The organism is Pseudaeromonas sp. HNCC25DJ182 (genome assembly GCF_055413365.1).
Genome location: NZ_JBVAYG010000005.1, coordinates 186,001 through 208,593 on the forward strand (window position 1 = coordinate 186,001; position 22,593 = coordinate 208,593).

A 22,593-nucleotide genomic window follows, 5' to 3' on the forward strand; every position below is an offset into this window, starting at 1 on the left:
GGCGACCATGATGAAGTTCGGCAGCACCTGTCGGGTGCTGCCGTTGATGAGGTATCAGGCTGCAATCAGTGCCGCGTAGCCATGTCCTTGTTCTTGCAGCAGGCGAGCCTCATTGCGGCACTGTTGCCAAGTGAGACCTAGTCGGAGAGCCACGGCATGGGGCCAATCATCAGGCTCTTCTTCGGGGATCTCCTCTTGCAGGATACTCAAGGCAATGGCCAGATGAATCAATGCGGCTTCATTGGAAAACGGATCTGCTTTTAACGGATTGTAATGATGGCGAATGGCCCGGCAGAAGCTGTCGGGGAAATTCCATTGTTTGGCCAGCTCGGCTCCGACATCGGCATAGGTAAAACCAACGACTGTCTGTTCGGCCGCGGCTCGCCCCTTGTGTGGTTCCAGATCACAGATGCGCAAGACCAGATTTTCGGGTAATCCCTGATGCATGATGAGCCGCCCCAAATCGTACAGCAGAGCGCAGGTGAAGACTTCTTCGCCTTTGTTGCCCTGGGTCTTGGAGAGCTGTTTGGCCAACGCCGCGACATCGAACACGTGAGCCCAGAAATGTTTCAAATCGATACCGGGTACGGTCTTGAGCGAACCGGTGAGACTGCAAGCCAGCACCATGTTGCGTACCGTATCGGTACCCAGCCGGACCGCTGCCTCCTTGACGGTGGCTATCTGTCGGCTGCATCCAAATTTGGCCGAGTTGGCCAGGCGTAACAATTTTGCCGACAGTACTGGATCCTTGGCGACTTTCCCCGCAATCAGCAGGAGATCCGGCTCGGGCTCGTTGAAGCTCTGGATTAGCTCGCGTACCACTTCCGGCACGCTGGGCAGATTTTGTGGTTTAGATAGCAACTCGGTCATCGTTGGCATAAAGATCCCCGTCAAACAGGTAGGCGCACATGGTGGCAGAAAGATACTTCTTGCTTACATCGATACTAAGTATGGGCATCTTTTGCGCAGTGTGATGGAGAAAAGCCGTTTTACTATTGGACTCACAGATTAGGAGCGCCGAGGATCCACCAGCTGCCTGCCAACTAGCAAGTTGTGACGAATGAGAGGATGGTTTGGTTGCATGACGGACAAAAAAGGCCAGCATGGCTGGCCCTGAGATAAGACGCAAAGGTTAGACCTTCAGCTTTTGGTGATATTCCTTTTTGGTTTGTGCCATACCCTCGAGTGCAGCCTTGGCTTCATCCAGTTTGCCGGCATCCAGCAAGCCGATGGTATCGTCGATTTGTTTGATCAGGGTATCCAGACCTTCGACATAGGCTTTACGCTCCGGACCATCGGCCGGTTGATCTTTAAAATCGGGAGGTGTTTGCATCTTGGCATCTGCGGCATATCCGCGCAGCTTGGTCAGTTCGGCCTTCATGCTGGCCGCATCTTCGGCCTCACTGGCGGCTCGCATGCTCTTGCCCATGGCTTTCATATCGGTTTTGACTGGATTGGCGGCCAATACAGGTGCGGTAAAGCTGGCCGTTAACAACAGGGTGCAGCAAAGGGTGGCGATTTTATTCATAGTCGAGCTCTCACCTTGGGAAATGACGATAGCGAGTATAGACGCTTTGGCTTAAGCGTGGCTTAAGTGATACCCAAGTTAGCGCTCCCTGCGCAATCCCTTTTATCGTTGAATTCACATTTATTTAACAGGCATTCAGCCTCCGCTCTGCTGAGCCGTTTCCCAGAAGGCCCGAATCAAGGGTTCATCCAGCCTCCGTTTCTGTACGCAGAGGCCGACATCAAAGGGTTTAAAGGCCGGTCGCGCCTCCAGGATCCGGACCTTGTCGCCCATGGGGCTGTGATCAATAACGGCTTCGGGAACCAGTCCAATGCCGCAACCCAGAGCCACCATGCTGACAATGGCTTCGTTACCGGCAACTTCGGCGTAGACATTCGGGCTGATCCCCTTGTTCCGAAACCACTGGTCGCAGCGTTTTCGAGCCAGACCCTGCTCGGAGAGTATTACCGGCAGGTGTTCCCAATCCGGTTCATCTTCCTTGAGCCAGCGGGAGATCGGGCTGGCGGCGCGGGGAGCGATAAACACCAGAGGTACCCGGCGCAGGGAGATGAAATGCAACTTACCGGGCAGAGCGTCAGGCCGGGCGGCGATGGCCATATCCGCTTCTTCGGAGAGCACCTTGTCCACCGCCAGAGCCGGGTCTCCGGTTTCCAGCTTGATTTCCAGTTGTGGGTAACGGGCACGGAAGCGGCCCAGGGTATCCGGCAGCAGAAAATAGCTGGCGGTCACCGAGCAATAGACTTTCAAGCGTCCTTGCAGCGGTTCACCGACATGGCGCAACTCATGACGTAACTTTTGCCAGTCATCCAGCAGATGCAGACCGAACTCCCGTAATCGATCACCCGCCGGGGTCAGGCTGACACTGCGGTTATCCCGTTCGAACAGCGGACAGCCCACCTCCTGCTCCAGGCGCTGGATGGCGCGACTCAAGGTGGAGGGGCTCACCGCCATGGCATCGGCGGTCTTGGCAAAATGCAGACTCTCGGCCAGATGCAGAAACAACTCCAGGTTGCGCAGGTCCATGAATAAATCCTCTTTGCCGCCTCTTCGGCCGGATCCAGGCGGAGAGACTTCACGTTTCGTAAAATGCAACATTCTGTTTCGAATATATCATTTCAGGCAATGATTTGCCTGGGCTATAGTGCTGCGGTTGCTGCCTTATGCAGGCACAAGGAATTCACAGTTTTTTTACGGAGCCAACCATGTCTAACTACTTCAATACCCTGAATCTGCGTCAGCAGCTGGCCCAACTGGGCAAGTGTCGTTTCATGAACCGTGATGAATTCGCCACCGGTTGCGATTTCCTCAAGGGCAAGAAAGTCGTCATCATTGGTTGTGGTGCCCAGGGTCTGAACCAGGGTCTGAACATGCGTGATTCCGGCCTGGATGTGGCTTATGCCCTGCGTGCCGAAGCGATTGCGGAGCGCCGCAAATCCTGGCAACAAGCGACTGCCAATGGTTTCGTGGTTGATACCTATGAGAATCTGGTCCCGACGGCCGATCTGGTGGTGAACCTGACTCCGGATAAGCAGCACACCAGTGTAGTCAAAGCGGTCATGCCGTTGATGAAAGAAGGTGCTGCTCTGGGTTACTCCCACGGCTTCAACATCGTTGAGGAAGGCACTCAAATCCGTAAGGATCTGACTGTTGTTATGGTTGCACCGAAGTGCCCGGGCACCGAAGTGCGCGAAGAGTACAAGCGTGGTTTCGGTGTGCCGACCCTGATCGCCGTTCACCCGGAAAACGATCCGCGCGGTGAAGGCATGGCCATCGCCAAGGCGTGGGCTGCTGCGACTGGTGGTCACCGTGCCGGTGTTCTGGAATCCTCCTTCGTGGCCGAAGTGAAGTCTGACCTGATGGGCGAACAGACCATTCTGTGTGGCATGCTGCAAGCTGGTTCCATCCTTTGCTACGACAAGATGGTCGCGGGTGGTATCGATGCCGGTTACGCCAGCAAGCTGATCCAATTCGGTTGGGAAACCATCACCGAAGCCCTGAAACAGGGTGGTATCACCACCATGATGGATCGCCTGACCAACCCGGCCAAGCTGAAGGCGTTCGAGCTGGCCGAAGAAATCAAGGATCTGCTGCGTCCGCTGTTCCAGAAGCATATGGATGACATCATCGGTGGTGCTTTCTCCTCCGGCATGATGGCTGACTGGGCCAATGATGATGCCAAGCTGCTGGGCTGGCGCGAAGAGACCGGTAAGAGTGCTTTCGAGAACTCACCGACCTTCGCCGGTAACATCAGCGAGCAAGAATACTTTGATCACGGCATCCTGATGGTGGCTATGGTCAAGGCCGGTGTCGAGCTGGCGTTCGAAACCATGGTCTCTTCCGGCATCATCGAAGAGTCCGCGTATTACGAATCACTGCACGAACTGCCGCTGATCGCCAACACCATCGCTCGTAAACGTCTGTACGAGATGAACGTGGTGATCTCCGATACCGCCGAATACGGTAACTATCTGTTCGCCAATGCCGCTGTGCCTTTGCTGCGTGACCACATCATGCCGAAGGTGAACCTGGACGTGATCGGTAAGGGTCTGGGGGTTCAGTCTAACGGTGTGGATAACGTGGTGCTGGTTCAAGTCAACGATGCTATCCGTAATCACCCGATCGAAGCGATTGGCAAGGTGCTGCGCGGCTACATGAAAGACATGAAGCGTATCGCTGTTGGCGGTTAATCCTTTTTTCCGCAACTTTTTTCTTCCCTGTGCAAGTCAGCCGTTGGGCTGACTTGTCACTCACCCCACAAGGGTTCCTTGACCGCCTTATCCAGGCGGTTTTTTTATGGGCGCCCATCCTGATCCAGGTCATTCATCCGCGCCGTCCAAAACTTGAACGCCTACTAACCTATTGATCGAATTCAAATAAATCCCTCCACTGCTTATCTTGTCTTCAATTGGCGCTATGCATTTTAATTTTGTTGCCGCTTATTGAGAATGATGCGCATATCATGTTGATAAGCATTCTTGTTTGTATTTATACTGCGCCGTTGCTGATTTTATGATTTCGCTCACAAGGAATGGCGCATGTCTGTTTTCCCTCGCACTGTATCTGCTGTCGGCTTGGCAGCTTCTCCGTTGGCTTTGGCGATTCGCCTGGTCTTGTTGACGCCTATGATGGCAGCTCCGGTATTTGCGGCCACACCTCAGCCGGAAGTGGCTCCGCTGGCGACAGGAACATCTGCCGCCGCTGAAACCCAAGTGGCGGCAGTTCTGGTCACCGGGAATACGGATGTGGGGACAACAGAAGGCAGCGGTTCCTACACCCCCGCGAGCACCAGCACGGCGACCAAGTTGCCACTGACCCTGCGTGAGACACCGCAATCCGTGACTGTGGTGACTCGGCAAAAGATGGACGATTTCAATCAGACCTCCATCAACGACGTACTGGGCAGCGTGGCTGGCGTAACGGTCGAGAAGATTGAAACCGACCGTACTTACTACACCTCCCGGGGCTTCGATATCACCAACTTCCAGGTCGATGGTCTGGGTCTGCCGCTGGCCAACGGCAACGTCAACGGCGATCTGGATACCGCCATCTACGATCGCGTCGAAGTGATCCGTGGCGCCACTGGCTTGATGACCGGGGCTGGGAATCCATCGGCCACCGTCAACATGGTACGTAAGCGTCCGACGCGCGAGTTTCAGGCTTCGGTCAAGGGGTCTGCAGGTTCCTGGGAGAATGGTCGCGGCGAGATGGATGTTTCCGGCTCCCTGGTCGAATCGGACAAGTTGCGTGGCCGGACTGTGGTGGTGAAGCAGAACAAGGAGTCCTACCTGGACCGCTACGCCAACGACAAAACCGTGGTGTACGGCGTGGTGGAAGGTGACGTGACCGATAGCACTCTGCTGACTCTGGGCTACAGCCTGCAGCAGAGTGACAGTGATAGCCCGATGTGGGGCGCGCTGCCGCTGTACTACACCGATGGCTCCCAGACCGATTACGACGTCTCCACCAGCACTTCATCCGACTGGTCCTTCTGGAACGTGGATAATCGCCGTGCCTTTGCCGAGTTGAGTCAGACCTTTGCCAATGGTTGGCAGGGCAAAGCGGTTTATAACTTTATCGATACCCGTCAGGATTCCCGACTGTTCTATATCTATGGCACGCCGGATAAGACCACGGGCACGGGTCTGTTGAGCTATCCGGGCTTGTACCAGATGCATATGAAGCAGCATGTGACCGATGTGACTGCCTCCGGTCCGTTCCGCTTACTGGGCCGTGAGCATCAGTTGGTGGTGGGCGGCACCGTTTCTCGCTCCACGGTAGATGAGCTCTCCCTGTACAGCAACGATATCGGCACCAAGTTGCCGCCGTTGGAAAACTGGGATGGCAGCTATACCCAACCGGCGTTTGATCTCTATCCGAATGGCAGCTACTGGAATGATCAGGAAGTGGCTGGCTATTTGGCCGCTCGATTCAGCCTGATGAACGATCTTTCATGGATTGTGGGCAGCCGTCTGACCAGCTGGGAAACCGAAGGACAGAGCTATGGTGTGGCCAAGTCCATGGCTGTTCATGGCGAGCTGACTCCCTATACCGGTCTGGTGTATGACCTGACGGATGAGATTTCAACCTATGCTAGCTACACCACCATATTCACCCCGCAACGGGCGTCAGATATTCACCGCAAGCAACTCGATCCGGTGGACGGCATCAGCTACGAAACCGGGGTGAAGGGTGAGTTCCTGGATGGAGCGCTCAACACCAGCCTGGCGTTGTTCCAGACCCGACAAAATAATCTGGCCCAGATCGCGGGGACCATGCCCGACAATCCCTCCGAGTATTACTACGAGGGCGTCGATGGCGTGCGGAGCCAGGGTTACGAACTGGAAGCCTCCGGCATGGTGATGACCGATTGGCAGCTGGCTGCCAGCTATACCGACTTCTCGATCCAGGACGCCGATGGCAATGCCACCAAGACCTACACCCCCAAGCAGTTGCTCAAACTGGCCTCTACCTATCAGCTGGCCAAGTGGAAGCTGGGGGGCTCCTGGAACTGGCAGGATGAAATTTCCCGCATCAATGGTGCCGGGACGACGACTAAGCAGGGTAGCTATGCCTTGCTGAACCTGATGGCTCGGTATGACATTAACAAGCAGTGGCACACCCAACTGAATGTGGACAACGTCACCGACAAGAAGTACCTGAACAGCCTGTATTGGGATCAGGGCTTCTATGGCGCGCCACGCAGCTTCATGCTGACGACGGGTTGGACTTTCTGATGTTGACGCGGTGCGGGAGCTATGACGGCTGAGCTGGCGAATTTCTCGCATGTGCGGGCAGACGGCGAACCCCGTTTGCATCAGCCCGGCACCGAGCCTTTCGCGGCACTGCAGTCAATCTGGCAGGGCTCTCTTGCGACCTGGCTGCCGCCGATTGACGAGGATTTCGGATATGGGGCCGGACATACCGGCACCCTCGATTCCGATGCGCAATTAGCGAGCCGATTACTGGTGTTTGCCGAGAGACAACATCCTGATTTACCGCGTGTTGTTTCATTGGCCGAGCTGGAGCCACTGCAAGCGGAGTCGCTGGCATCGGAATGGTCGCGGTCACTGTTCTATCGTCTGGTGGTACCGGTATTGAGTGTGCTGGTACTTACCGGACGGCTGTTGTCATACCGATTGCACTGGACGCCGGATCAGAGCGTTGCAGGTTTGCAGCTCCCCCATGGCGGTCTTCCCCAGTCGCTGCTTTGGGCTTCCGCACTATCTGTCGGGAGGATAACACCCGCGTCAGATGCCTCGATTGACGACTTGGTCGAGCAGGAGCAATCACTGACCTCGGCCACTCTGTCATGGTGGCTGGAACAGGAGTTATTGCCGCGGGTGCTGCAACTGGAGCGAGTCGCGGGCTGTCGAAGCCGGATCCTCTGGTGCACGCTGGCGACGTACTGGCGCTGGTGGTTGCAATCGGCGGAATTGACCGCATGCCTGGCGACTCTGCCATCGGCTCAAGCGCCGTTGGCCAAATCCCGACACGCCCAGGCATTGGCGTTTATCGAGCAGGGGAGCCTGCCCATGTCGGCGCTGTATGAACCGACCCGGTTACTGCAACTGGGTCGTAATCCTTTGTATCAGCCCTTGCGGCTACGGACTTCGGGCGGGCAGCCGGTCTGGGTGCGTCGGATTTGTTGTCAGCGTTACCAATTGCCCGGTCTGGCGTTGTGTAGCTATTGCCCACTGGTTCAGGCGCCGGCGTTACGGCGAAGAGGAGTTTCTTCATGATAGTGCTCGAGCAGGTGCACTTTACCCTGGGCCATCGCACCTTGCTGCAACCTCTGGACTTGCAACTTCCCCATGGTCAAGTCTGTGGTCTGATTGGTCACAATGGTTCTGGCAAGTCCACTCTGGTCAAGCTGCTTGCCCGGCAGCAACCGGTCAGCGGGGGCCAAATATCGGTGGATGGTCGGGCTCTGGGCTCCTATTCGAGCCGCGAATTTGCCCAGCGGGTAGCCTATCTGCCCCAACAGCCTGCAACCACGGATCAGTTGACGGTGCGAGAGTTGGTGCGCTTCGGACGCCAACCCTGGCATGGTCTGTTGGGCCGTTTCGGCGACGTCGATCGCCGCGCCGTGGAGCGCGCCATGGCGCTGACCCAGGTTGATCATTATGCCAACCGGATGGTGGAGTCGCTCTCCGGCGGTGAACGCCAGCGGGTTTGGCTGGCGGCCCTGATTGCCCAGCAGACCCGTTATCTATTGCTGGATGAGCCAACCTCGGCGCTGGATGTCGCCCATCAGGTCGAGGTATTGGCGCTGATCCGGCAATTAAGCCACGAGCTGGATCTGGGGGTGGTCGTGGTACTTCACGACATCAATATGGCCGCCCGCTATTGCGATCAGTTGGTGGCGCTGCGGGAGGGGGCTTTGCTGCGTCAGGGCTCGCCCCATGAATTGATGAACGCGGCGACTCTACAGGCCATCTACCAGCTACCGATGGAGGTATTCCCCCACCCGGTGACCGGTGAACCGGTGAGCGTGGTGTTGTGATGGGTCGTTTGTCCCGATCCGCGATATCCAGCCTGCTGTGGTTGGGGGTGATGTGGACCGCACCGGTTTGGGCGGCACTACCCCGTGTGGTGGCTCTGGATTGGGCCTGCGCGGAAACTGCGCAGGCGTTGGGTGTCACTCCGGTGGGTATGTCCCAGCTCGCCGATTACCGGATCTGGAGCGGTGAGATGCCGATGCCGGATTCGGTGGTGGATGTGGGTTTGCGGATGGAGTCCAACCTGGAGTTGATCCGGGCGTTGCGACCGGATTTTATCCTGATCTCGCCGATGCAGCAGGGCGCTGAGCCGTTACTCCGGCGTATCGCACCAGTCCATGTCGTGGCATTTAATTCGGAACTCCAGCCGGATAGTTATCTGCAAGCGCGCCAGGCTACTCGCGAGCTGGCTCGGTTGTTGGGACGCGAGGCACAAGGCGAGTCCTTGTTGCGGGAAACGGAGCAGGAGCTGCGACAACTGCGTCAGGCTCTGGTCGGAGATGCCCGCACCATGCGACCGCTCTATCTGTTGCGCTTTGCCGATCGGCGTCATGGCTGGATGCTCGGCCCCAATAGTCTGTTCGGTGGTGGTCTGGCGGCGGCCGGTATCCCTCTGGCCTGGCAGCAGAGTACCAATCTGTGGGGATTCACGACCGCTCCCTTGACCGATCTGATGGCGGAGCCGGAAGCCATGATTATTTATATAGCGCCTCTGCCATTTCCAGATATGGATGCCTTGGTGGATAACCAGTTGTGGCAACACCTGCCAGCCGTGCGTGAGGGTCGGGTTGTCGGCTTACCGCCGGTCTGGCTGGGAAATGGATTGCCCTCCCTTCGTTATTTTTCTCGCTTGCTGGTGGCGCATTGGCCACAACCCGGGCCGCTGGCTGCTGTTGCCACCGGCGCGGACAAGCGTATCGCAGGGGAGACTCGCTGATGTCGCACCATCTGGATGCGTTGACCAAGCCGACTCGGCCCTCGACCGCCACACAGAGCTCGACCGGGATTTCGCTCTCGGTCGATCCCAAAAATAGCTCTGCAGCTGGTGATACCCGGGCACTGGTGCTGGCGGTTCTGGCTCTGCTGCTGTTGCTGGCGCTCGCTCTTGGGCGGCTGACGAACGAGGTTCCATTTGCCCAGTGGCTGGAGATCCTGTCGCGCCCCAGTCAGCAGCTGGGTCTGGAGGCGGTGTTATGGCGCTTTACGCTGCTGCCCCAGTTGACCATAGCGGTGCTGGTCGGTGCGGCACTGGGTGCTGCAGGTGCCTTGTTGCAGCAGGGGTTGCGTAACCCGCTCGCGGCTCCGGAAACCCTGGGCATCCAGGGGGGCGGTTTGCTGGCCTTGGCCTTGGTGGTGCTGTACCAACCGCACTGGCTAACCCATGGAGCCGAGTGGGTGGCTTTTGCCGGGGGGGTACTGGCCGCAGGTCTGGTGCTGGCGCTCGCCGCTCGCCGCCAGAATTCGCCGCTGGCCTTGCTGCTGGCGGGAATGCTGGTCAGCCTGCTGAGTGGCTCCTTACTCACGATACTGCTGCTCAACCATGACTTGGCACTGGTCAGCTTGCTGGCGATGAATGCCGGCTCATTGACGCAGGATGGGTGGCAACCGGTGCAACATCTCTGGCCCCGGCTCGTGATCGTGGGTGTGTTGATGGTGCTGATTGCCCGTCCGCTGCGGTTGCTGGAGGTGGGAGATCAGGCGGTGCGCAGCTTTGGGGTCTCGCCCGCATTTCTACGCTTGTTGACCATGCTCCTCGCAATTTACCTGAGCGCGACCGTGGTGAGCCAGGTGGGGGTGATTAGTTTTGTGGCGCTGGCGGCTCCCCTGCTGGCGCGGATGGCTGGAGCGCAGCGTTTGCTGCCGCGTCTCATCTGCGCGGCTCTGTTGGGTAGCGCGCTGCTACTGGTCACCGATTGGCTGGTGGCCTGGCTCCCGGGCGGCGGTGAGTGGGCCACGGGTAGCTTGGTTGCCCTGCTGGGGGCGCCCTTGTTGTTCTGGTTGGTGTTGCGGGTGCGTCTGCCCGAGGCTCCAGCTAGGGCAGTCAGTCTGGGGATACGACACCAGCATCCACAGCGGTTGTTATGGGGAATTGGAGTGCTGTGTCTGTGCGGCCTTGTCCTCGGATTGGGGTTGGCACGCGACGCCGAAGGCTGGAGCTGGTTTGCTCACGGGGATTGGAGCTTGATTGCGCAATGGCGACTGCCCCGGGTGCTGGCAGCCTTGGCGGCTGGTGGCATGCTGGCATTGGCCGGTGTGCTGATCCAGCGTCTGACCGGTAACCCGCTGGCCAGCCCCGAGGTACTTGGCATCAGCAGCAGCTGCGGTTTGGGATTGATCCTGTTGGGTCTGTTTTATCCCCAGGCCAGTCGTCCACTGCAACTGCTGGTGGCGAGTCTGAGTGCGCTGGCGCTGTTGGCCGTGTTACTGGTGTGGAGTCGCCGTGCCCAGTTTGCCCCGCTGCGCCTGTTGCTCTGTGGCATGACGGTCACGGCGCTGTTTGCCGCTAGTCAGAGCCTGGTGCTGGGCTCGGGTGATCCGCGAGGCTTGCAACTGTTGAGCTGGATGTCCGGTTCGACCTACTACGTGACCGCCGAAATGGGTTGGAGCTTGCTGGTGGTGATGGCGCTGTTGCTGGTTTTGAGTTGGCCATTGACGCGCTGGCTCGAGCTCTTGCCGCTGGGGCCGGTGGCCGCCAGCAGTTTCGGCGTCGATCCGGCGCGTAGCCGCTTGGTGATCCTGCTGTTGGCCGCGGTACTGAGCGCTGCTTCGACCCTCTTGGTTGGTCCCATCAGTTTTATTGGCTTGCTGGCTCCCCATCTGGCCCGGCGTCTGGGTTTTTGCCGGGCGCGGGAACAGCTGCTGGGTGCCATAGGCTGCGGCATCCTGGTGATGCTGGTCGCTGATTGGGCGGGTCGGCAATGGTTGTTTCCGGACCAGATCCCGGCGGGCCTGATGGCATCGTTACTGGGTGGTGGTTATTTCATGCTCAGCTTATGGCGACGGGGATGACGGTGATGAGTCGTACGAATATCGCCAGCGCCGCCGACCGGATAAGAATCGAGGAGCAGATGATGAATGGCTTTGCCATGACCCGTTTAGGGAATGAGGGGGCAATCCTGGCACCGCGCGCCAGAATATCCACAGCCGATGCGGTCGTCTTGGGTGTTGACCGTGCCGAATCGACGCAGCAAGTGGGTGGCTTCCGCCCCGTATGGCGTGCCCAACTGGTGTGTGGCGTGTTGGTGGTATTACTGCATCTGCTGATGGCGGTGGCTCTTTTCAACTCCAGCTCCGAGCCTTTGGCGCTGCCTAAAACCGAGGTGGTGGCTGTGCGCTGGATGGCTGCACCGGCACCTCAGCCGGCAGTCCCTGCGCCACCAGTGAGTCCACCACCCCAGGTGGCGCCGCCACCGAAAGAGGTTCCAGTCGTCAAACCTAAACCGGTAGTCAAACCGAAACCGGTGGCTAGGCCCAAGCCTGTCATCAAGCCAAAACCCAGAGTCGTGACTCGTCCGCAAACCGTACGTCCGGTTCCGGTCCAGGTCGAGCCGTCACCTGCGCTGCCCGTAGTGACGAAAGCCAAACCCAGCCCCGCCGCGCCGCCTCCCATTCAGGAGGCCCAGTATCAGTCGGCGTCGTTGCGCAATCCGGCGCCCAGCTATCCGCCGCTCTCCCAGCGATTCGGCGAGGAGGGGAAGGTGCTGCTGCGAGTGCTGGTTTCGCCTGCCGGGGAGGCGTTAGCCGTCGAATTGCTCACGAGCAGCGGTTATCCGCGACTGGATGCCGCAGCCCGAAAAATGGTCGCAAAATGGCGATTTATTCCCGCCAAACAAGGTCAGAAAACCCTTCAGACCTGGTTACGAGTTCCTGTGGTTTTTCAATTAAGGAGATAAGTCATGAATGAAGCAATGGATCCGGGTGCCATGGGCATCGCTCATCTGTTGAGTCAAAGTAGCGGTATTGGATTAGTGCCGTTGGTGCTACTGGTGTTGATGTCGGTGGGTACCTGTTACTACCTGTTACTCAAAAGCTGGGTGGGTTGGCAAGAAAAACGGCTCGGCCGACTGTTCTTGCAGCGCTTCTGGCAAAGTCGCCATCTCCAGGACGTGGAACAGCAACTGCTAGAACATCAACCGCAGGAAGCTTATGGGCGTCTGGCCGCCGCCGCTCTGGCGGCCAAAGCCCAGCTGAGTCGCCGGGATGGCCAAGCGGGTCTGCTGATTTTAGGGCCTGCAGACGAGTTCCTGTTGCGCGCGTTGCGCCAGGCGATCAGCCGTGAACGTCTGCGTCTGGAGGCCGGGCTGACGTTTCTGGCCTCTGTTGGCTCGGCGGCACCCTTTGTCGGCCTGTTCGGTACCGTCTGGGGTATCTACCATGCGCTGCTGGCGATTGGTGCCGCAGGCCAAAGCAGTCTGGACAAGGTGGCGGGCCCTGTTGGTGAGGCGCTGATCATGACGGGATTCGGCCTGGCGGTGGCATTGCCCGCGGTGCTGATTTACAACCTGTTTGTCCGCTTGAACCGTATGAAGCTGGCGTCTCTGGATGGTTTTGCCCACGACCTGTTTGCCTTGTTGACCACCGGCTCCGGTGTGCTGAATGTTGAACCGTCGATAGCACATCCGAAGACCAGATCAACACCCGTTCCTGAAGCCGAGCTGGGGGTGGTCTGATGGCATTTGGTCGTTTATCCGATGAGGGGGATGATCAGCCACTGTCGGATATCAATATGATCCCCATGATTGATGTCATGCTGGTGTTGCTGATTGTGTTCATGATTACCGCACCGTTATTGACCGATGCCGTCAAACTGGATCTCCCCGAGGCGAGCAGTCAGCAGAATCAACCCGATCCAGCCGATATAACCCTTGCGATCACGGCGGATGGCACCTTGCACTGGAATGGCAAGGTACAGAGCGAAACCGAGCTGGAAGCGCTAATGACCCAGAGTGCAGCACAGCAACCCTTGCCCGAGTTGCAGCTCAAGGTGGATCAACAGGTCGATTATGGACAGGTGGCCAAGGTGATGGCGATGGCCTCCCGCCATGGCCTGCATAAGCTGGCCTTCGTCAGCACCCCCGAGAGCGAATAACCCGGTGCCACTGTTCGGTGCGGGAGCCGGGCTGTCCATGACAGTCCGGTTTTCCGGCTTCGGGTCAACCCCCAGACTCCACCCTGCTTCCGATTGCATTGCGCCAGACTCTGGCGTTTAATCCACCGCGGATCACATTTTTCATCTCTGTTCGGGTTTCAGGTATTTTATGGCCAACGCTCATTCCCAGCCCGGGTCGCTGTTTCAGCTGACCTGGCCGCTGTTTATCGATATCGCCTTTCACTTTTTGACCGGAGCCTTGAATACCTTCATGGTCGGGCAGGTCTCGTATCAATCGGTGGCGGCACTGGCGGTCGGCAACCAGATCCTGGATCTGTGTATCACGCTGTTCAACTTCATCGGTATCGGCTCCAGTGTGGTGATCGCCCAGTATCTGGGGGCTGGTGACAAGGCCATGACCCGGCGGGTGGTGCATACCGCTATCGGCTTCAATCTGCTGGTCGGCCTGATTTGCTCCCTGACGGTGATCTTCGGTGCCGATGGTTTGCTGCATCTGATGAATATGCCTGAGAACCTGATGCCCGACGGGCATGTCTATCTGACGGTGATCGGTTTGTGTCTGTTGCCCGAGGCTGCCGCCTTGTGTATGGCCGCCGCGCTGCGCGCCCATGGTCATACCCGGGAGGCTATGTATGTCACCCTGGTGGCCAACCTGATCACCTTCGTTGGCAACGCCCTGTTGCTATTTGGCTATTTCGGTTTGCCGAAAATGGGGGTGGCCGGGGTCGCCTGGAGTACCGTGGTCGGCCGTTTGGTGGCTCTGGCGTTGCTGGTGTATCTGCTGCAGAAACGGACGGGTATCCGCCTGGTGTTTCGTCAGCTGTTCCAGTGGCCGCGTGAGGTGCTGGGCAAGATCATGCACATAGGTCTACCCGCTGCCGGGGAAAATCTCTCCTGGATGCTGCAGTTCATGGTGGTGACCTCCTTCGTGGCGCTGATGGGCGATAAGGCGTTGGCGACCCAATCCTTCTTCTTCCAGATCTGTTTGTTTATCTTGCTGTTTGGCCTCTCGATTGGCTTGGGTACCGAGATCCTGATTGGCCATATGGTGGGGGCGGGCAAGTTTGAACTGGCCTATCGCCAACTGCTGCGGAGCCTGAAACTGGGGCTGTTGGTGACCGCGATTGTGGTGGTGCCGATGGCCTTCGGCGGTGGCCACTATCTGATGAGTCTGTTCACCGAGGATGCCGATATCGTCGCCATGGCGACCCAGCTGTTCTTTATCAGTCTGATCCTGGAGCCGGGACGTACCTTCAATATCGTGGTGATCAACTCGCTGCGGGCGACAGGCGATGCCCGTTTTCCGCTGATGATGGCGCTGGTCTCGATGTGGGGGATCGCGATCCCGCTGGCCTGGTTCCTGGGTTTGCATCTGGGCTGGGGGCTGGTCGGGATCTGGCTGGCGTTCGCCGCCGATGAGTGGACCCGGGGTCTGGCGATGTATTGGCGTTGGCGCAGCCGCCGCTGGGAGAAGAAGGTGCTGGTTCAGGTAGCGGCCTGAAACGGAAGATTCAAATGAACAGCCAATCTTTTTAGACATAAAAGCGGCTCTGCCAAGCTGAATACGGTCTTAACATGCGGCTAATTTGCGAGCGTTTTCTTTGCCCTCTGGGAGTGGATTCCCTAGAATTAAAAGGCGGGGTTACTCCCGCCTGATGATATTTAGGGTATGACGAGGTTCAGCATGCAAATCAATGGTAGTTCGTCCTTCAGCTATAGACCGACCCAGCTGCCGGCTCAGTTGCCTGTGCAACCCGGTTTGTCTCCTGAAGAGAAGAATAACAAACAGGATGCGGTGCAGGATGCCCAGGCGACCCGCCAGGCGGCGGTAGAAGATCAGAAGACAGCCCAGCGCACGGCACTGGTTAACTACTCTGCGGCACAAAGCAAGCAGGACAATGTGGATCTCTACATCAGCCTGAGTACCGGCAGCGATGTGAATAGCAATCCTGGGGTGAGCGTCAGTGATCTGCGCGAGGTTCAGCAGCGTCAGCAACTGGCCCAAACCGCCCAGACGCTGGATACTCTCGAGAAGAGCAAGACCAACCCGCTGCAGCAGCGCATCGATGGTATGGTCGGTGTTTCCAATCAGCAGGGTTCTCTCTTTTCAGCCCAAGTCTAATTCGGCTCGCCTTCTCTTCGGCACCCACATTCGGGTGCCGTTATTTTTTCTGAGCCAGCCACTCGGTCAACATCTGAAATTCCTCACCCTCCGGCAGTGCGTGCAACGCCTGCTCCGTTTGCACTTCGGCCAGTGGCGGTTGCTGGGGTGATGACTGTCGCCACTGATAGTAGTCGTGCGCCTGGATCAGTGCGCGTGCCGCCGCAGGTAGAGTCGGCGTCCGCGTGAGTGGCAATAGTTCGGCAAAACTGGCATCCAGCTGCCACTGCTCGAGCATGGCATGTCCGAGGGGCAAGCGTAATTGTTGGCACCAGGCGAGCAGTATGGAGTTTTCCGGCAGATGCATGCCTTGGGCGACCAGTTGATCCAGCTCCGCCAGCAAGGGGAGACAGCCAATATCCAGCAACACGGCGGCCAGCACAATGAAATCAGCCGCTTGAGATGAAGCTTCAGCCTGCTGGATATCATGGATCGTAAGTGCCAATCGACTAAGATGCACCGATTTTTGCTGGATCTCGCGGCACAGCAGCCGGATCTGGGGGGAATGGAAACTGAAAAGCTGCTGAATGGCCAATGCCAACGCCACATTGACGGTGCCTTGCAAGCCGATGCGTGCGATGGCAATCGGCAGCGTGGTGATCGGCTGGCTGGGATGGCTATAACGCAGGGTCTGCGCCAGGCGCATCAACTGGCTGGCCATGGCTGGATCCCCGCTGACGGCATCGGCAATCTGTTTCAAACTGGAGCGGGGATCCTGTGCCAGATAGCGCACTTGCAGTGCGGTCTCCGGCAGACTGGGCAACACCAAAGTATCGTGCTCCAGCTGCTGTTGCAGACGAGCACCAACGGCGGCGAGGATAGGGTCCAGGCTCACGACAAACTCCTCCTCAGAAAATGACCCCACCATTAAGGGGTCACACGGTGCTGCTTGGCAAGTGGGCATTGGCAAAAGTGTTGCCATCGACAAACTCCGCCTGTCGACAGGGCGCACAATGGCGAGTCGTTGAGGCTATTGCGATCTCTGCCATCTCAACTGGTTACGATTAGTCCGTATCATATCCCCAGGCCGTCAACTCAGTAGCCAGAGTCTCAAGCAAGCGTTGTTGCAATTCTGGCTCTACTTCCTGACGGCCACTGCCAATCACACCCTTGCGAAAGAAGGGTGCCGCACTCTTGCGTAGCCGCTCCTTGAACCCGCTGTGGCTTTCTTGTTGCTGCAAGGCTTGGAAGCTGCTGTATTCCAGCGCCGTGGCGAGCTCCTGCTCACTGAAACTCAGACCGATGTCACGCAGCAGACGACCGAACTCCTGCTGTGGATTACGGCGCAAATCCTCATACCGCGCCCGGTAGACCGGGAAGGGCAGCTCCGGATCTTGCCAACTGGCCGTGTGTTCTTTCCAGCTACCGTGCTGCTCCGGCAATCGTCGCTTGTCGCGGATCAGGGGTTTGCTGACTCTTTGTTCCGGTGCCAGCATGCTCTCCAGCGCCTCGGCATGACTCAAACCAAAGTGCTTGGCGTACGAGGGCAACACATCCAGCGGATGACGGACGATATGGATGGCGGCCTGCACGCAGTCGCCCGGGAAAATCCACTCTCCTTGCGGGTTTCGGCGTGCCATATCATGGGTTTTCAGATACACCGGCTGCTGACGTTGCTGCAAGGCCTCGCGATAGACTTCGGGGATAAAGGTGTCGACTTGAGCCAAATTCAGATCACTGGCATCCCAGGGGGAGAGTTGGTCAAACAATTCCCGCCGATCGCAGTGAAAGCCGCCGACCCGGATATCGTTGATGGAGATCGGAGCTTCCGCTGGATAGAGCAGGTTGGAGAGCAGGATGCGTAACCAGGTGTTGCCGGATTTCGGGTAGCTGGCCAGCAAAATCATGGAAGCACTCATATCCAGCGCTCCGCAATAAGGGCCGCGACTTGCTGGGGCGTCAGCTCCGGGCTCAGTGTCAGGCGTTCCAGGGTGACCTGTTGCGCTAGTTGGGCACTGATCTGGAAGTGGCTCAAGCTCGCCTCCAACGCTGCAATCAGCGGTGGCCGGAAGGTATGCAGTTTGAGCAAACCGATGGCGGCGCTGCCACTGATGGTCTGCCAACCGGTTTCCAGTTCGGTCAGTCCCTCTTTGCGTGGCCGCACCAGCTCTATGATGGCTCGCACCGGACGGGGTGTGGTATCGGCTTCCGGTTGCCAGAGCAGTTTTTTCTTCATGCCCTGACTGAACGCCAGTTGTTCGGTGTCGAGGCTGAGCAGCTCGCAGGACTCGGGCCATAAACGGATCTGGTTGACGCCTGGCCACACTTGAATTCGCCCCTCGTGCAGGCTCAGACGGCTGATATCATCGTTCATCAAACGCCAACCTTGTTGGCATAAGGCGGCAGCCGTGGTCGATTTGCCGGTTCCGGAGTGAGCACATAACAAGATGGCGTCGTTGTGGTCGGGGGAGACCAGGGTGGCGGCATGCAGGGGGAGCTCACCTCGTTGCAGGCTGATGGCGGCCAGCGGAGTCGATAGCAAAAAGTGCTGCAGATTGAGTGCAGATGCCTCGTTGGATAACGGATAGATTTCAACCTGGCGGCCATCCCGGACCGTGTATTCGGCAAGCTCAGGAATGCGGATCCACATCAGACCCCGGCGCGCTTTCCAGTGCGGCCGGTCCAGACGCCAGGGGCCGGATAGCTCTGCTGCCTCACCGCTCAGGGTCACGTCACAGGTTTCAATGGGAAGGGTGAGCATGGTGTTTCCTTAAATATCCAGTTCGGCATGCCAGCGTTGCTGGCTCTGCTCGATAAACAGGGCGATGTCGAGGATCCGGTGCAGACTGCTGCTCTGGAGGCGCGGAACTGATCGACAGGTGGTGTCAGTCATCAATGCATCGATAGCGGGCAGATCGAATAACTCGGCTACTGCAGGGATCTGGCGTAGCCGGGTCCAGTTTTGCCGATAGTGTTCTCCATCCCGCTGGATCCAGAATCCTTCGTCGGGTGCTTGCTCGCCTCGCTGGGTGCGCCAGCGGATGCTGTCGGGTATCCGTCCCTCACCGGCCAATCGGGCCAGCAGGCGTGGATAACCCAGTCCGATATAGGCTTCTGGCGGAAAACGCAACAGCAGCTCGATCAGTGCGCGATCGGCAAAGGGATCGACGCTGAGCAGATCAAACTGCCACAGGCTATTGGGGCCATACACAGGGTGGGGGCTGGTCAAAAATTGGACCCGGCTGCTCCATTTTCGGGAGGCGTGGGTCGGGAAATGAAAATCCACCTCCTGCCGCCAGCGCGGGTTCAACCATTCGGGATTGAGACCTTCCGGGATCCGGGTCGTTGGTTGGCCGGAGCGCCATTGGCGCAGGGGCGCCGCGACACCGCACAGCTCGGCCAGCAGTCCCAACCACTGACGCGGCGTCAGCGGTTTACCGCGCAGATGCTGCCAGGCCCAGCCCAGCAGACCGCGGGGTAGCAGGCGCGCCAAACCGCCAGTCCCGGCATAGCTTAAGGAAGCATTGCCTTTGCCTCCGGTCAGCAGGATCGCACAGCCTTGATCCTGGGCGCGAGAATAAATCTGCTCCAGCCAGTTGTAGTTTGCGCAGTTACGCAGCGGATTCCAGCTGCCTTGCTGCTGCTGGCCGAGTTTCGCCAACAGGTTGGTGCTATCGGCCTGTACCGCGTGATGGCGGATACTCGAGTAACGGGCCGCCAGCTCCCGGGTCAGGTCCCACTCGTCCAGATCCCAATTCGCCCGTTGAATATGCTGGTAATCGCCGGGTTGGGGCACCGAGGTATAGCTGTCCAGTGTCTGCCCGCGCTGGGCCAGGATCTCGGCGGCATAGGCGGTCGCCAGAGACGAATCGAGCCCACCGGAGAGGGTACTGGCGATGGGTTGCCTGCCGCGCAGCAGATGCTGCATCGCTTGGGCAAACAACACCTGAGCCTCGGCAGCGTAGGCGTGGGGATTGCGGTAATAGAGGTTGTGCTGCAGTGATGGGTGCCACCAAGGCTCAAGACGGGGTTCGGCTCCGGCTTGCAATATGACCCTATGCCCGCCGGGCACATGCTGCAATGCAGACCAGGGGTCGTCTTTCGGCATATGGGCAGTCACCAGCTCGGCAAGTGCCCGTGGATTAAGTTGTTTTGGTACTTGGGGATGCAACAGCAGTGCCTGGCGCTGTGGGCTGGCCAGCAACACCTCGGCGTTTTGATAGTAAAACAGCGGTTGGCTGCCGAGATGATCCACCACCAGATGCAGTGTCCGGTCGCGGCGATGCCAGGCCGCGAAGGAGAAATCCCCATAGATCGCGGGCAGTCCTTCCACGCCGAAACGGGCCCAATAGTGACCGATCAGCTCGGCATCGGGTATTTTGCCATGAGGAATGCCGAGCTGTTGTGCCAGCTGCTCCGGCTGGTCCAGTCGCGCCCAGGCAACTATTAGCCACTCATCCGATTCATAGATACGAGCTTGTCGCGGATCGTCCCACTCGCTGTGCGGTACTGCCGCGAACAGAGTGGTATTCGCCGGTTCGTCCACCCGCTGCTGCAGTGGGCCTCGCGCGGCAAACAAGAGGTGCAACTGCTCGCAGAGCTTGGGTGTCAGGGGCGAACGGGGGTGATGCAAGAAGGCAAACATTGTTAACAGAATGTAGGCTCGTTAGTATGAGCCGGCATCATAGCGGAAGGGAACGAGTCTGTGCCAGCGATGGCGACATTCTCTTGCCTGGCATGAGGGAAGAGTGGGATGTCCGTCCCGTCGTGGTTTGTCACAGGAGACACAGATGAAGTTGCAACGTAATCCGGCCGTGCCGAGCACCGAGTTGAATGGTGAGCAGGTGTTTATGGATTTGGAAACCGGCAAGTACTACAGCCTGAAGGATAGCGGACTGGCCATCTGGCAATTACTGGAAACTCCGCAGGAGGAGGACTCCCTGTATGGTCAGTTGGCGGCGGAGTACGGGATTACCGAAGCACAATGCCGCCAGGATTCCGCGCCCTTTATCGAACGCCTGCTGGCGGTCGGTTTATTGATTCGGCAGGCGGATTGATGCCTGAGCGACTGCGCGAATGGTTCATCGATTGTGGCTGGGGGATCCGCCAGCTGCAGGCGGCGGGTGCTCGCTGGTTATGGGGCTGGCTGGGCTTGCTGTTTCTCTCGGCGGCCGCACCTTTTGCCGTGCTGGCGTTGCTGCATCGGCTATTACAACGACTCCAGCAAGGGCAACCGGATAACTTGCTGCCGCTGATGGCCGGACTGGCGCTCTCGTTCGTGCTGTTACCCCTGCTGACACAAAGCAAACAGTGGCTCCATGGCCGTTTGGCCGAGCAATTCCAGATCCGGATGCAGGATCAGCTGCATAGCGTGGTCACGGCGCTGCCGTTCGAGTTGCTGGATCGGCGTGCCACCTATGATCGCATCCACCGGGTGCGGGCCGATTTGCTGAGTCAGCCGCTGTTGCTGGTGGAACATCTGGGGCAGCTGGTTCATGGGATCTTGTTCCTGACGCTGATTGCCGGTGGCATCTTCTATTACCGTCCCGATATTCTGCTTGGCTTGGGATTGGCGGCATGCCTGGCATTGGCGGTCGGGCTGTGGCATGCCGTGCGCCGGGTCGATCATCACAAACGATTGAGCCAGCTGCAGCGACAGGCCAATTACTTGAGTTATGTGCTGACCGATCGGCTGCATGCCGCCGATGTGCGCTTGTTCGGTCTGGGGGAGTACTTCCGGCAACGATTCTTGCAGGCCCAGCAGGCTCAGCAGCAGATGCAGCGGCGGCTGGATAATCAGGGTTGGTGGGTCAATCTACTCGGTGCCTTGTTGCTGGGGTGTGGCCTGCTATGGACCGCTGGCCGTCTCTATCAGAGCTGGAAGTCTGGGCAATCTTCGGTGGCGGATCTGGTGATTTGGGCCCAGACCCTGTGGTTGGCGATCCGCATGCTGGGCCAGCTAGTGGACAGCGCCATCCGGGTGGCCCGTGCCGGCCTGTTTCTCCATGAGGTGCGAGATTTCCTGCTGCGGCCGCCCAGCTATTCCGCCTCCGCTGGACAGCATGCCGCTCCCTGTCCGGATGCCAATGCGGCAATCTGTTTTGATCGGGTGAGCTTTGGTTATGAGGGGGCTCCCCGGGCTTCGCTGCAGAATTTTTCCTGGTCAGTGCCACGCGGCGAGATTTGTGCGCTGGTGGGGGGGAATGGGGCAGGAAAATCCACAGTACTCAAACTGTTGGCAGGCCTCTATCAGCCGGATGCTGGTGCCATCTGGTTGCAGGGGCAGCGATTGGATCAGTTGACTGCCGAAGAGCGGCAACGGCGGATTGGCTTGATGTTGCAGGAGCCGAGTCGTTTCCAGGGCTCAGTGCAGGACAACCTGGTACTGGATCGGCCGCTGGAGCTGGATGCCTGTCAGCCCGCGCTACAGGCGGCGGGGGTGGAGAGCCTGATACAAGGGTTATCCGCAGGTGTGCATACTCCGCTCGGGCGCTTGTTTGGCGGGGTTGATCTCAGTGGTGGTGAGTGGCAGCGGTTGTGTCTGGCTCGGGTGCTGCTGGGAGAGTGCGAGATTATTTTGCTGGATGAGCCGACTAGTGCGCTGGATGGCTGGTCGGAAATGGATTGGTTTGCCCGGTTGCGGCAGTGGGCTCAGGGACGCACCATACTGCTCGTGACCCACAGATTCAGTGCGGCGCGCCAGGCGGATCGGATCCTGGTGCTGGAAGAGGGTCAGATCGTCGAGCAGGGCAGCCATGCCAGCCTGATGGCGCAAGGCGGCCGCTATGCTGCTGCCTGGTCAGAGTCCGTAGAGGATGCGGCGCGTCACGGAGCTTTGGCTTAGCAATCACAACCT

At 58.5% G+C, this 22,593-nt stretch carries 20 protein-coding genes; 13 read left to right on the forward strand and 7 right to left on the reverse strand.

Translation table 11 applies throughout. From position 1 onward, the window contains the following. Positions 1 to 54: 54 nt before the first annotated feature. The 3 genes from ACZYUB_RS06330 to ilvY form a co-directional block, all read right to left on the reverse strand. Positions 55 to 879: an HDOD domain-containing protein gene (locus tag ACZYUB_RS06330; RefSeq protein WP_463946453.1), complete on the reverse strand. Its 825-nt coding sequence runs from the start codon at positions 877 to 879 to the stop codon at positions 55 to 57. 253 nt (positions 880 to 1,132) lie between these two features. Beyond that, positions 1,133 to 1,528, reverse strand: a complete 396-nt coding sequence (locus tag ACZYUB_RS06335) for a cytochrome b562 (protein ID WP_463946455.1) — start codon at positions 1,526 to 1,528, stop codon at positions 1,133 to 1,135. Between the two features lie 135 nt (positions 1,529 to 1,663). Then, complete coding sequence (gene ilvY, locus ACZYUB_RS06340; RefSeq protein ID WP_463946457.1) at positions 1,664 to 2,551, reverse strand: HTH-type transcriptional activator IlvY; 888 nt, start codon at positions 2,549 to 2,551, stop codon at positions 1,664 to 1,666. Between the two features lie 179 nt (positions 2,552 to 2,730). Here ilvY and ilvC point away from each other — a divergent pair, with 179 nt between their 5' ends. The 11 genes from ilvC to ACZYUB_RS06395 all read left to right on the forward strand — a co-directional run bounded on the left by ilvC (position 2,731) and on the right by ACZYUB_RS06395 (position 15,758). Further along, complete coding sequence (ilvC, locus tag ACZYUB_RS06345) at positions 2,731 to 4,215, forward strand: ketol-acid reductoisomerase (RefSeq protein WP_463946459.1); 1,485 nt, start codon at positions 2,731 to 2,733, stop codon at positions 4,213 to 4,215. Between the two features lie 348 nt (positions 4,216 to 4,563). Beyond that, positions 4,564 to 6,762 (forward strand): TonB-dependent siderophore receptor, encoded by a 2,199-nt coding sequence (locus tag ACZYUB_RS06350; protein ID WP_463946461.1) that lies wholly within the window; start codon positions 4,564 to 4,566, stop codon positions 6,760 to 6,762. A gap of 21 nt (positions 6,763 to 6,783) precedes the next feature. Next, on the forward strand, positions 6,784 to 7,767 hold the full coding sequence (locus ACZYUB_RS06355; RefSeq protein ID WP_463946463.1) for a hypothetical protein: 984 nt from the start codon (positions 6,784 to 6,786) through the stop codon (positions 7,765 to 7,767). Continuing rightward, positions 7,764 to 8,531, forward strand: a complete 768-nt coding sequence (locus ACZYUB_RS06360; protein ID WP_463946465.1) for an ABC transporter ATP-binding protein — start codon at positions 7,764 to 7,766, stop codon at positions 8,529 to 8,531. The genes ACZYUB_RS06355 and ACZYUB_RS06360 overlap by 4 nt, the downstream gene beginning before the upstream one ends. Beyond that, positions 8,531 to 9,463, forward strand: a complete 933-nt coding sequence (locus tag ACZYUB_RS06365) for an ABC transporter substrate-binding protein (protein WP_463946467.1) — start codon at positions 8,531 to 8,533, stop codon at positions 9,461 to 9,463. Before ACZYUB_RS06360 ends, ACZYUB_RS06365 begins: the two co-directional genes overlap by 1 nt. Beyond that, positions 9,463 to 11,535 (forward strand): Fe(3+)-hydroxamate ABC transporter permease FhuB, encoded by a 2,073-nt coding sequence (gene fhuB / locus ACZYUB_RS06370; protein WP_463946468.1) that lies wholly within the window; start codon positions 9,463 to 9,465, stop codon positions 11,533 to 11,535. The genes ACZYUB_RS06365 and fhuB overlap by 1 nt, the downstream gene beginning before the upstream one ends. Positions 11,536 to 11,540: 5 nt before the next feature. Continuing rightward, positions 11,541 to 12,419 carry an energy transducer TonB gene (locus ACZYUB_RS06375; RefSeq protein WP_463946470.1) on the forward strand — a complete coding sequence of 293 codons (879 nt, stop codon included), beginning with the start codon at positions 11,541 to 11,543 and terminating at the stop codon, positions 12,417 to 12,419. Between the two features lie 15 nt (positions 12,420 to 12,434). Further along, a complete protein-coding gene (locus ACZYUB_RS06380) occupies positions 12,435 to 13,196 on the forward strand; it encodes a MotA/TolQ/ExbB proton channel family protein (protein WP_463946492.1) in 762 nt (253 codons plus the stop codon). Next, complete coding sequence (locus ACZYUB_RS06385) at positions 13,196 to 13,615, forward strand: ExbD/TolR family protein (RefSeq protein ID WP_463946472.1); 420 nt, start codon at positions 13,196 to 13,198, stop codon at positions 13,613 to 13,615. The genes ACZYUB_RS06380 and ACZYUB_RS06385 overlap by 1 nt, the downstream gene beginning before the upstream one ends. Before the next feature lie 169 nt (positions 13,616 to 13,784). Further along, positions 13,785 to 15,137: an MATE family efflux transporter gene (locus ACZYUB_RS06390; RefSeq protein ID WP_463946474.1), complete on the forward strand. Its 1,353-nt coding sequence runs from the start codon at positions 13,785 to 13,787 to the stop codon at positions 15,135 to 15,137. Positions 15,138 to 15,320: 183 nt separating this feature from the next. Continuing rightward, entirely contained in the window at positions 15,321 to 15,758 is a 438-nt protein-coding gene (locus ACZYUB_RS06395) for a hypothetical protein (protein WP_463946475.1), read from the forward strand. Positions 15,759 to 15,798: 40 nt separating this feature from the next. On the opposite strand, the gene ACZYUB_RS06400 is transcribed toward ACZYUB_RS06395, so the two are convergent. From ACZYUB_RS06400 to ACZYUB_RS06415, 4 genes are all read right to left on the reverse strand, one after another. Beyond that, the gene (locus ACZYUB_RS06400) at positions 15,799 to 16,632 is read right to left on the reverse strand and encodes an HDOD domain-containing protein (RefSeq protein WP_463946477.1); all 834 of its coding nucleotides are present in this window, start codon (positions 16,630 to 16,632) and stop codon (positions 15,799 to 15,801) included. Positions 16,633 to 16,801: 169 nt separating this feature from the next. Next, positions 16,802 to 17,656: a sulfotransferase domain-containing protein gene (locus ACZYUB_RS06405; protein ID WP_463946479.1), complete on the reverse strand. Its 855-nt coding sequence runs from the start codon at positions 17,654 to 17,656 to the stop codon at positions 16,802 to 16,804. After that, on the reverse strand, positions 17,653 to 18,498 hold the full coding sequence (locus ACZYUB_RS06410) for a hypothetical protein (RefSeq protein ID WP_463946480.1): 846 nt from the start codon (positions 18,496 to 18,498) through the stop codon (positions 17,653 to 17,655). Before ACZYUB_RS06410 ends, ACZYUB_RS06405 begins: the two co-directional genes overlap by 4 nt. A 9-nt stretch (positions 18,499 to 18,507) precedes the next feature. Continuing rightward, positions 18,508 to 20,370 carry an asparagine synthase-related protein gene (locus ACZYUB_RS06415; protein WP_463946481.1) on the reverse strand — a complete coding sequence of 621 codons (1,863 nt, stop codon included), beginning with the start codon at positions 20,368 to 20,370 and terminating at the stop codon, positions 18,508 to 18,510. 157 nt (positions 20,371 to 20,527) lie between these two features. Between ACZYUB_RS06415 and ACZYUB_RS06420 the strand changes: the two genes are divergently transcribed. Both ACZYUB_RS06420 and ACZYUB_RS06425 read left to right on the forward strand, forming a co-directional pair. After that, a complete protein-coding gene (locus tag ACZYUB_RS06420; RefSeq protein ID WP_463946483.1) occupies positions 20,528 to 20,794 on the forward strand; it encodes a PqqD family protein in 267 nt (88 codons plus the stop codon). Beyond that, entirely contained in the window at positions 20,794 to 22,581 is a 1,788-nt protein-coding gene (locus ACZYUB_RS06425; protein ID WP_463946485.1) for an ABC transporter ATP-binding protein, read from the forward strand. The genes ACZYUB_RS06420 and ACZYUB_RS06425 overlap by 1 nt, the downstream gene beginning before the upstream one ends. Positions 22,582 to 22,593 lie beyond the last annotated feature (12 nt).

Excerpts from the sequence above, each read along its gene's own strand:
- ACZYUB_RS06410 (WP_463946480.1), bottom strand. The coding sequence starts at position 18,498 with ATGCTCACCCTTCCCATTGAAACCTGTGACGTGACCCTGAGCGGTGAG.
- ilvC (WP_463946459.1), top strand. The coding sequence starts at position 2,731 with ATGTCTAACTACTTCAATACCCTGAATCTGCGTCAGCAGCTGGCCCAA.
- ACZYUB_RS06380 (WP_463946492.1), top strand. The coding sequence starts at position 12,435 with ATGGATCCGGGTGCCATGGGCATCGCTCATCTGTTGAGTCAAAGTAGC.
- ACZYUB_RS06425 (WP_463946485.1), top strand. The coding sequence starts at position 20,794 with ATGCCTGAGCGACTGCGCGAATGGTTCATCGATTGTGGCTGGGGGATC.
- ACZYUB_RS06355 (WP_463946463.1), top strand. The coding sequence starts at position 6,784 with ATGACGGCTGAGCTGGCGAATTTCTCGCATGTGCGGGCAGACGGCGAA.
- ilvY (WP_463946457.1), bottom strand. The coding sequence starts at position 2,551 with ATGGACCTGCGCAACCTGGAGTTGTTTCTGCATCTGGCCGAGAGTCTG.
- ACZYUB_RS06420 (WP_463946483.1), top strand. The coding sequence starts at position 20,528 with ATGAAGTTGCAACGTAATCCGGCCGTGCCGAGCACCGAGTTGAATGGT.
- ACZYUB_RS06405 (WP_463946479.1), bottom strand. The coding sequence starts at position 17,656 with ATGAGTGCTTCCATGATTTTGCTGGCCAGCTACCCGAAATCCGGCAAC.
- ACZYUB_RS06390 (WP_463946474.1), top strand. The coding sequence starts at position 13,785 with ATGGCCAACGCTCATTCCCAGCCCGGGTCGCTGTTTCAGCTGACCTGG.
- ACZYUB_RS06395 (WP_463946475.1), top strand. The coding sequence starts at position 15,321 with ATGCAAATCAATGGTAGTTCGTCCTTCAGCTATAGACCGACCCAGCTG.
- ACZYUB_RS06365 (WP_463946467.1), top strand. The coding sequence starts at position 8,531 with ATGGGTCGTTTGTCCCGATCCGCGATATCCAGCCTGCTGTGGTTGGGG.
- ACZYUB_RS06385 (WP_463946472.1), top strand. The coding sequence starts at position 13,196 with ATGGCATTTGGTCGTTTATCCGATGAGGGGGATGATCAGCCACTGTCG.
- ACZYUB_RS06335 (WP_463946455.1), bottom strand. The coding sequence starts at position 1,528 with ATGAATAAAATCGCCACCCTTTGCTGCACCCTGTTGTTAACGGCCAGC.
- ACZYUB_RS06330 (WP_463946453.1), bottom strand. The coding sequence starts at position 879 with ATGCCAACGATGACCGAGTTGCTATCTAAACCACAAAATCTGCCCAGC.
- ACZYUB_RS06350 (WP_463946461.1), top strand. The coding sequence starts at position 4,564 with ATGTCTGTTTTCCCTCGCACTGTATCTGCTGTCGGCTTGGCAGCTTCT.
- fhuB (WP_463946468.1), top strand. The coding sequence starts at position 9,463 with ATGTCGCACCATCTGGATGCGTTGACCAAGCCGACTCGGCCCTCGACC.
- ACZYUB_RS06375 (WP_463946470.1), top strand. The coding sequence starts at position 11,541 with ATGAGTCGTACGAATATCGCCAGCGCCGCCGACCGGATAAGAATCGAG.
- ACZYUB_RS06360 (WP_463946465.1), top strand. The coding sequence starts at position 7,764 with ATGATAGTGCTCGAGCAGGTGCACTTTACCCTGGGCCATCGCACCTTG.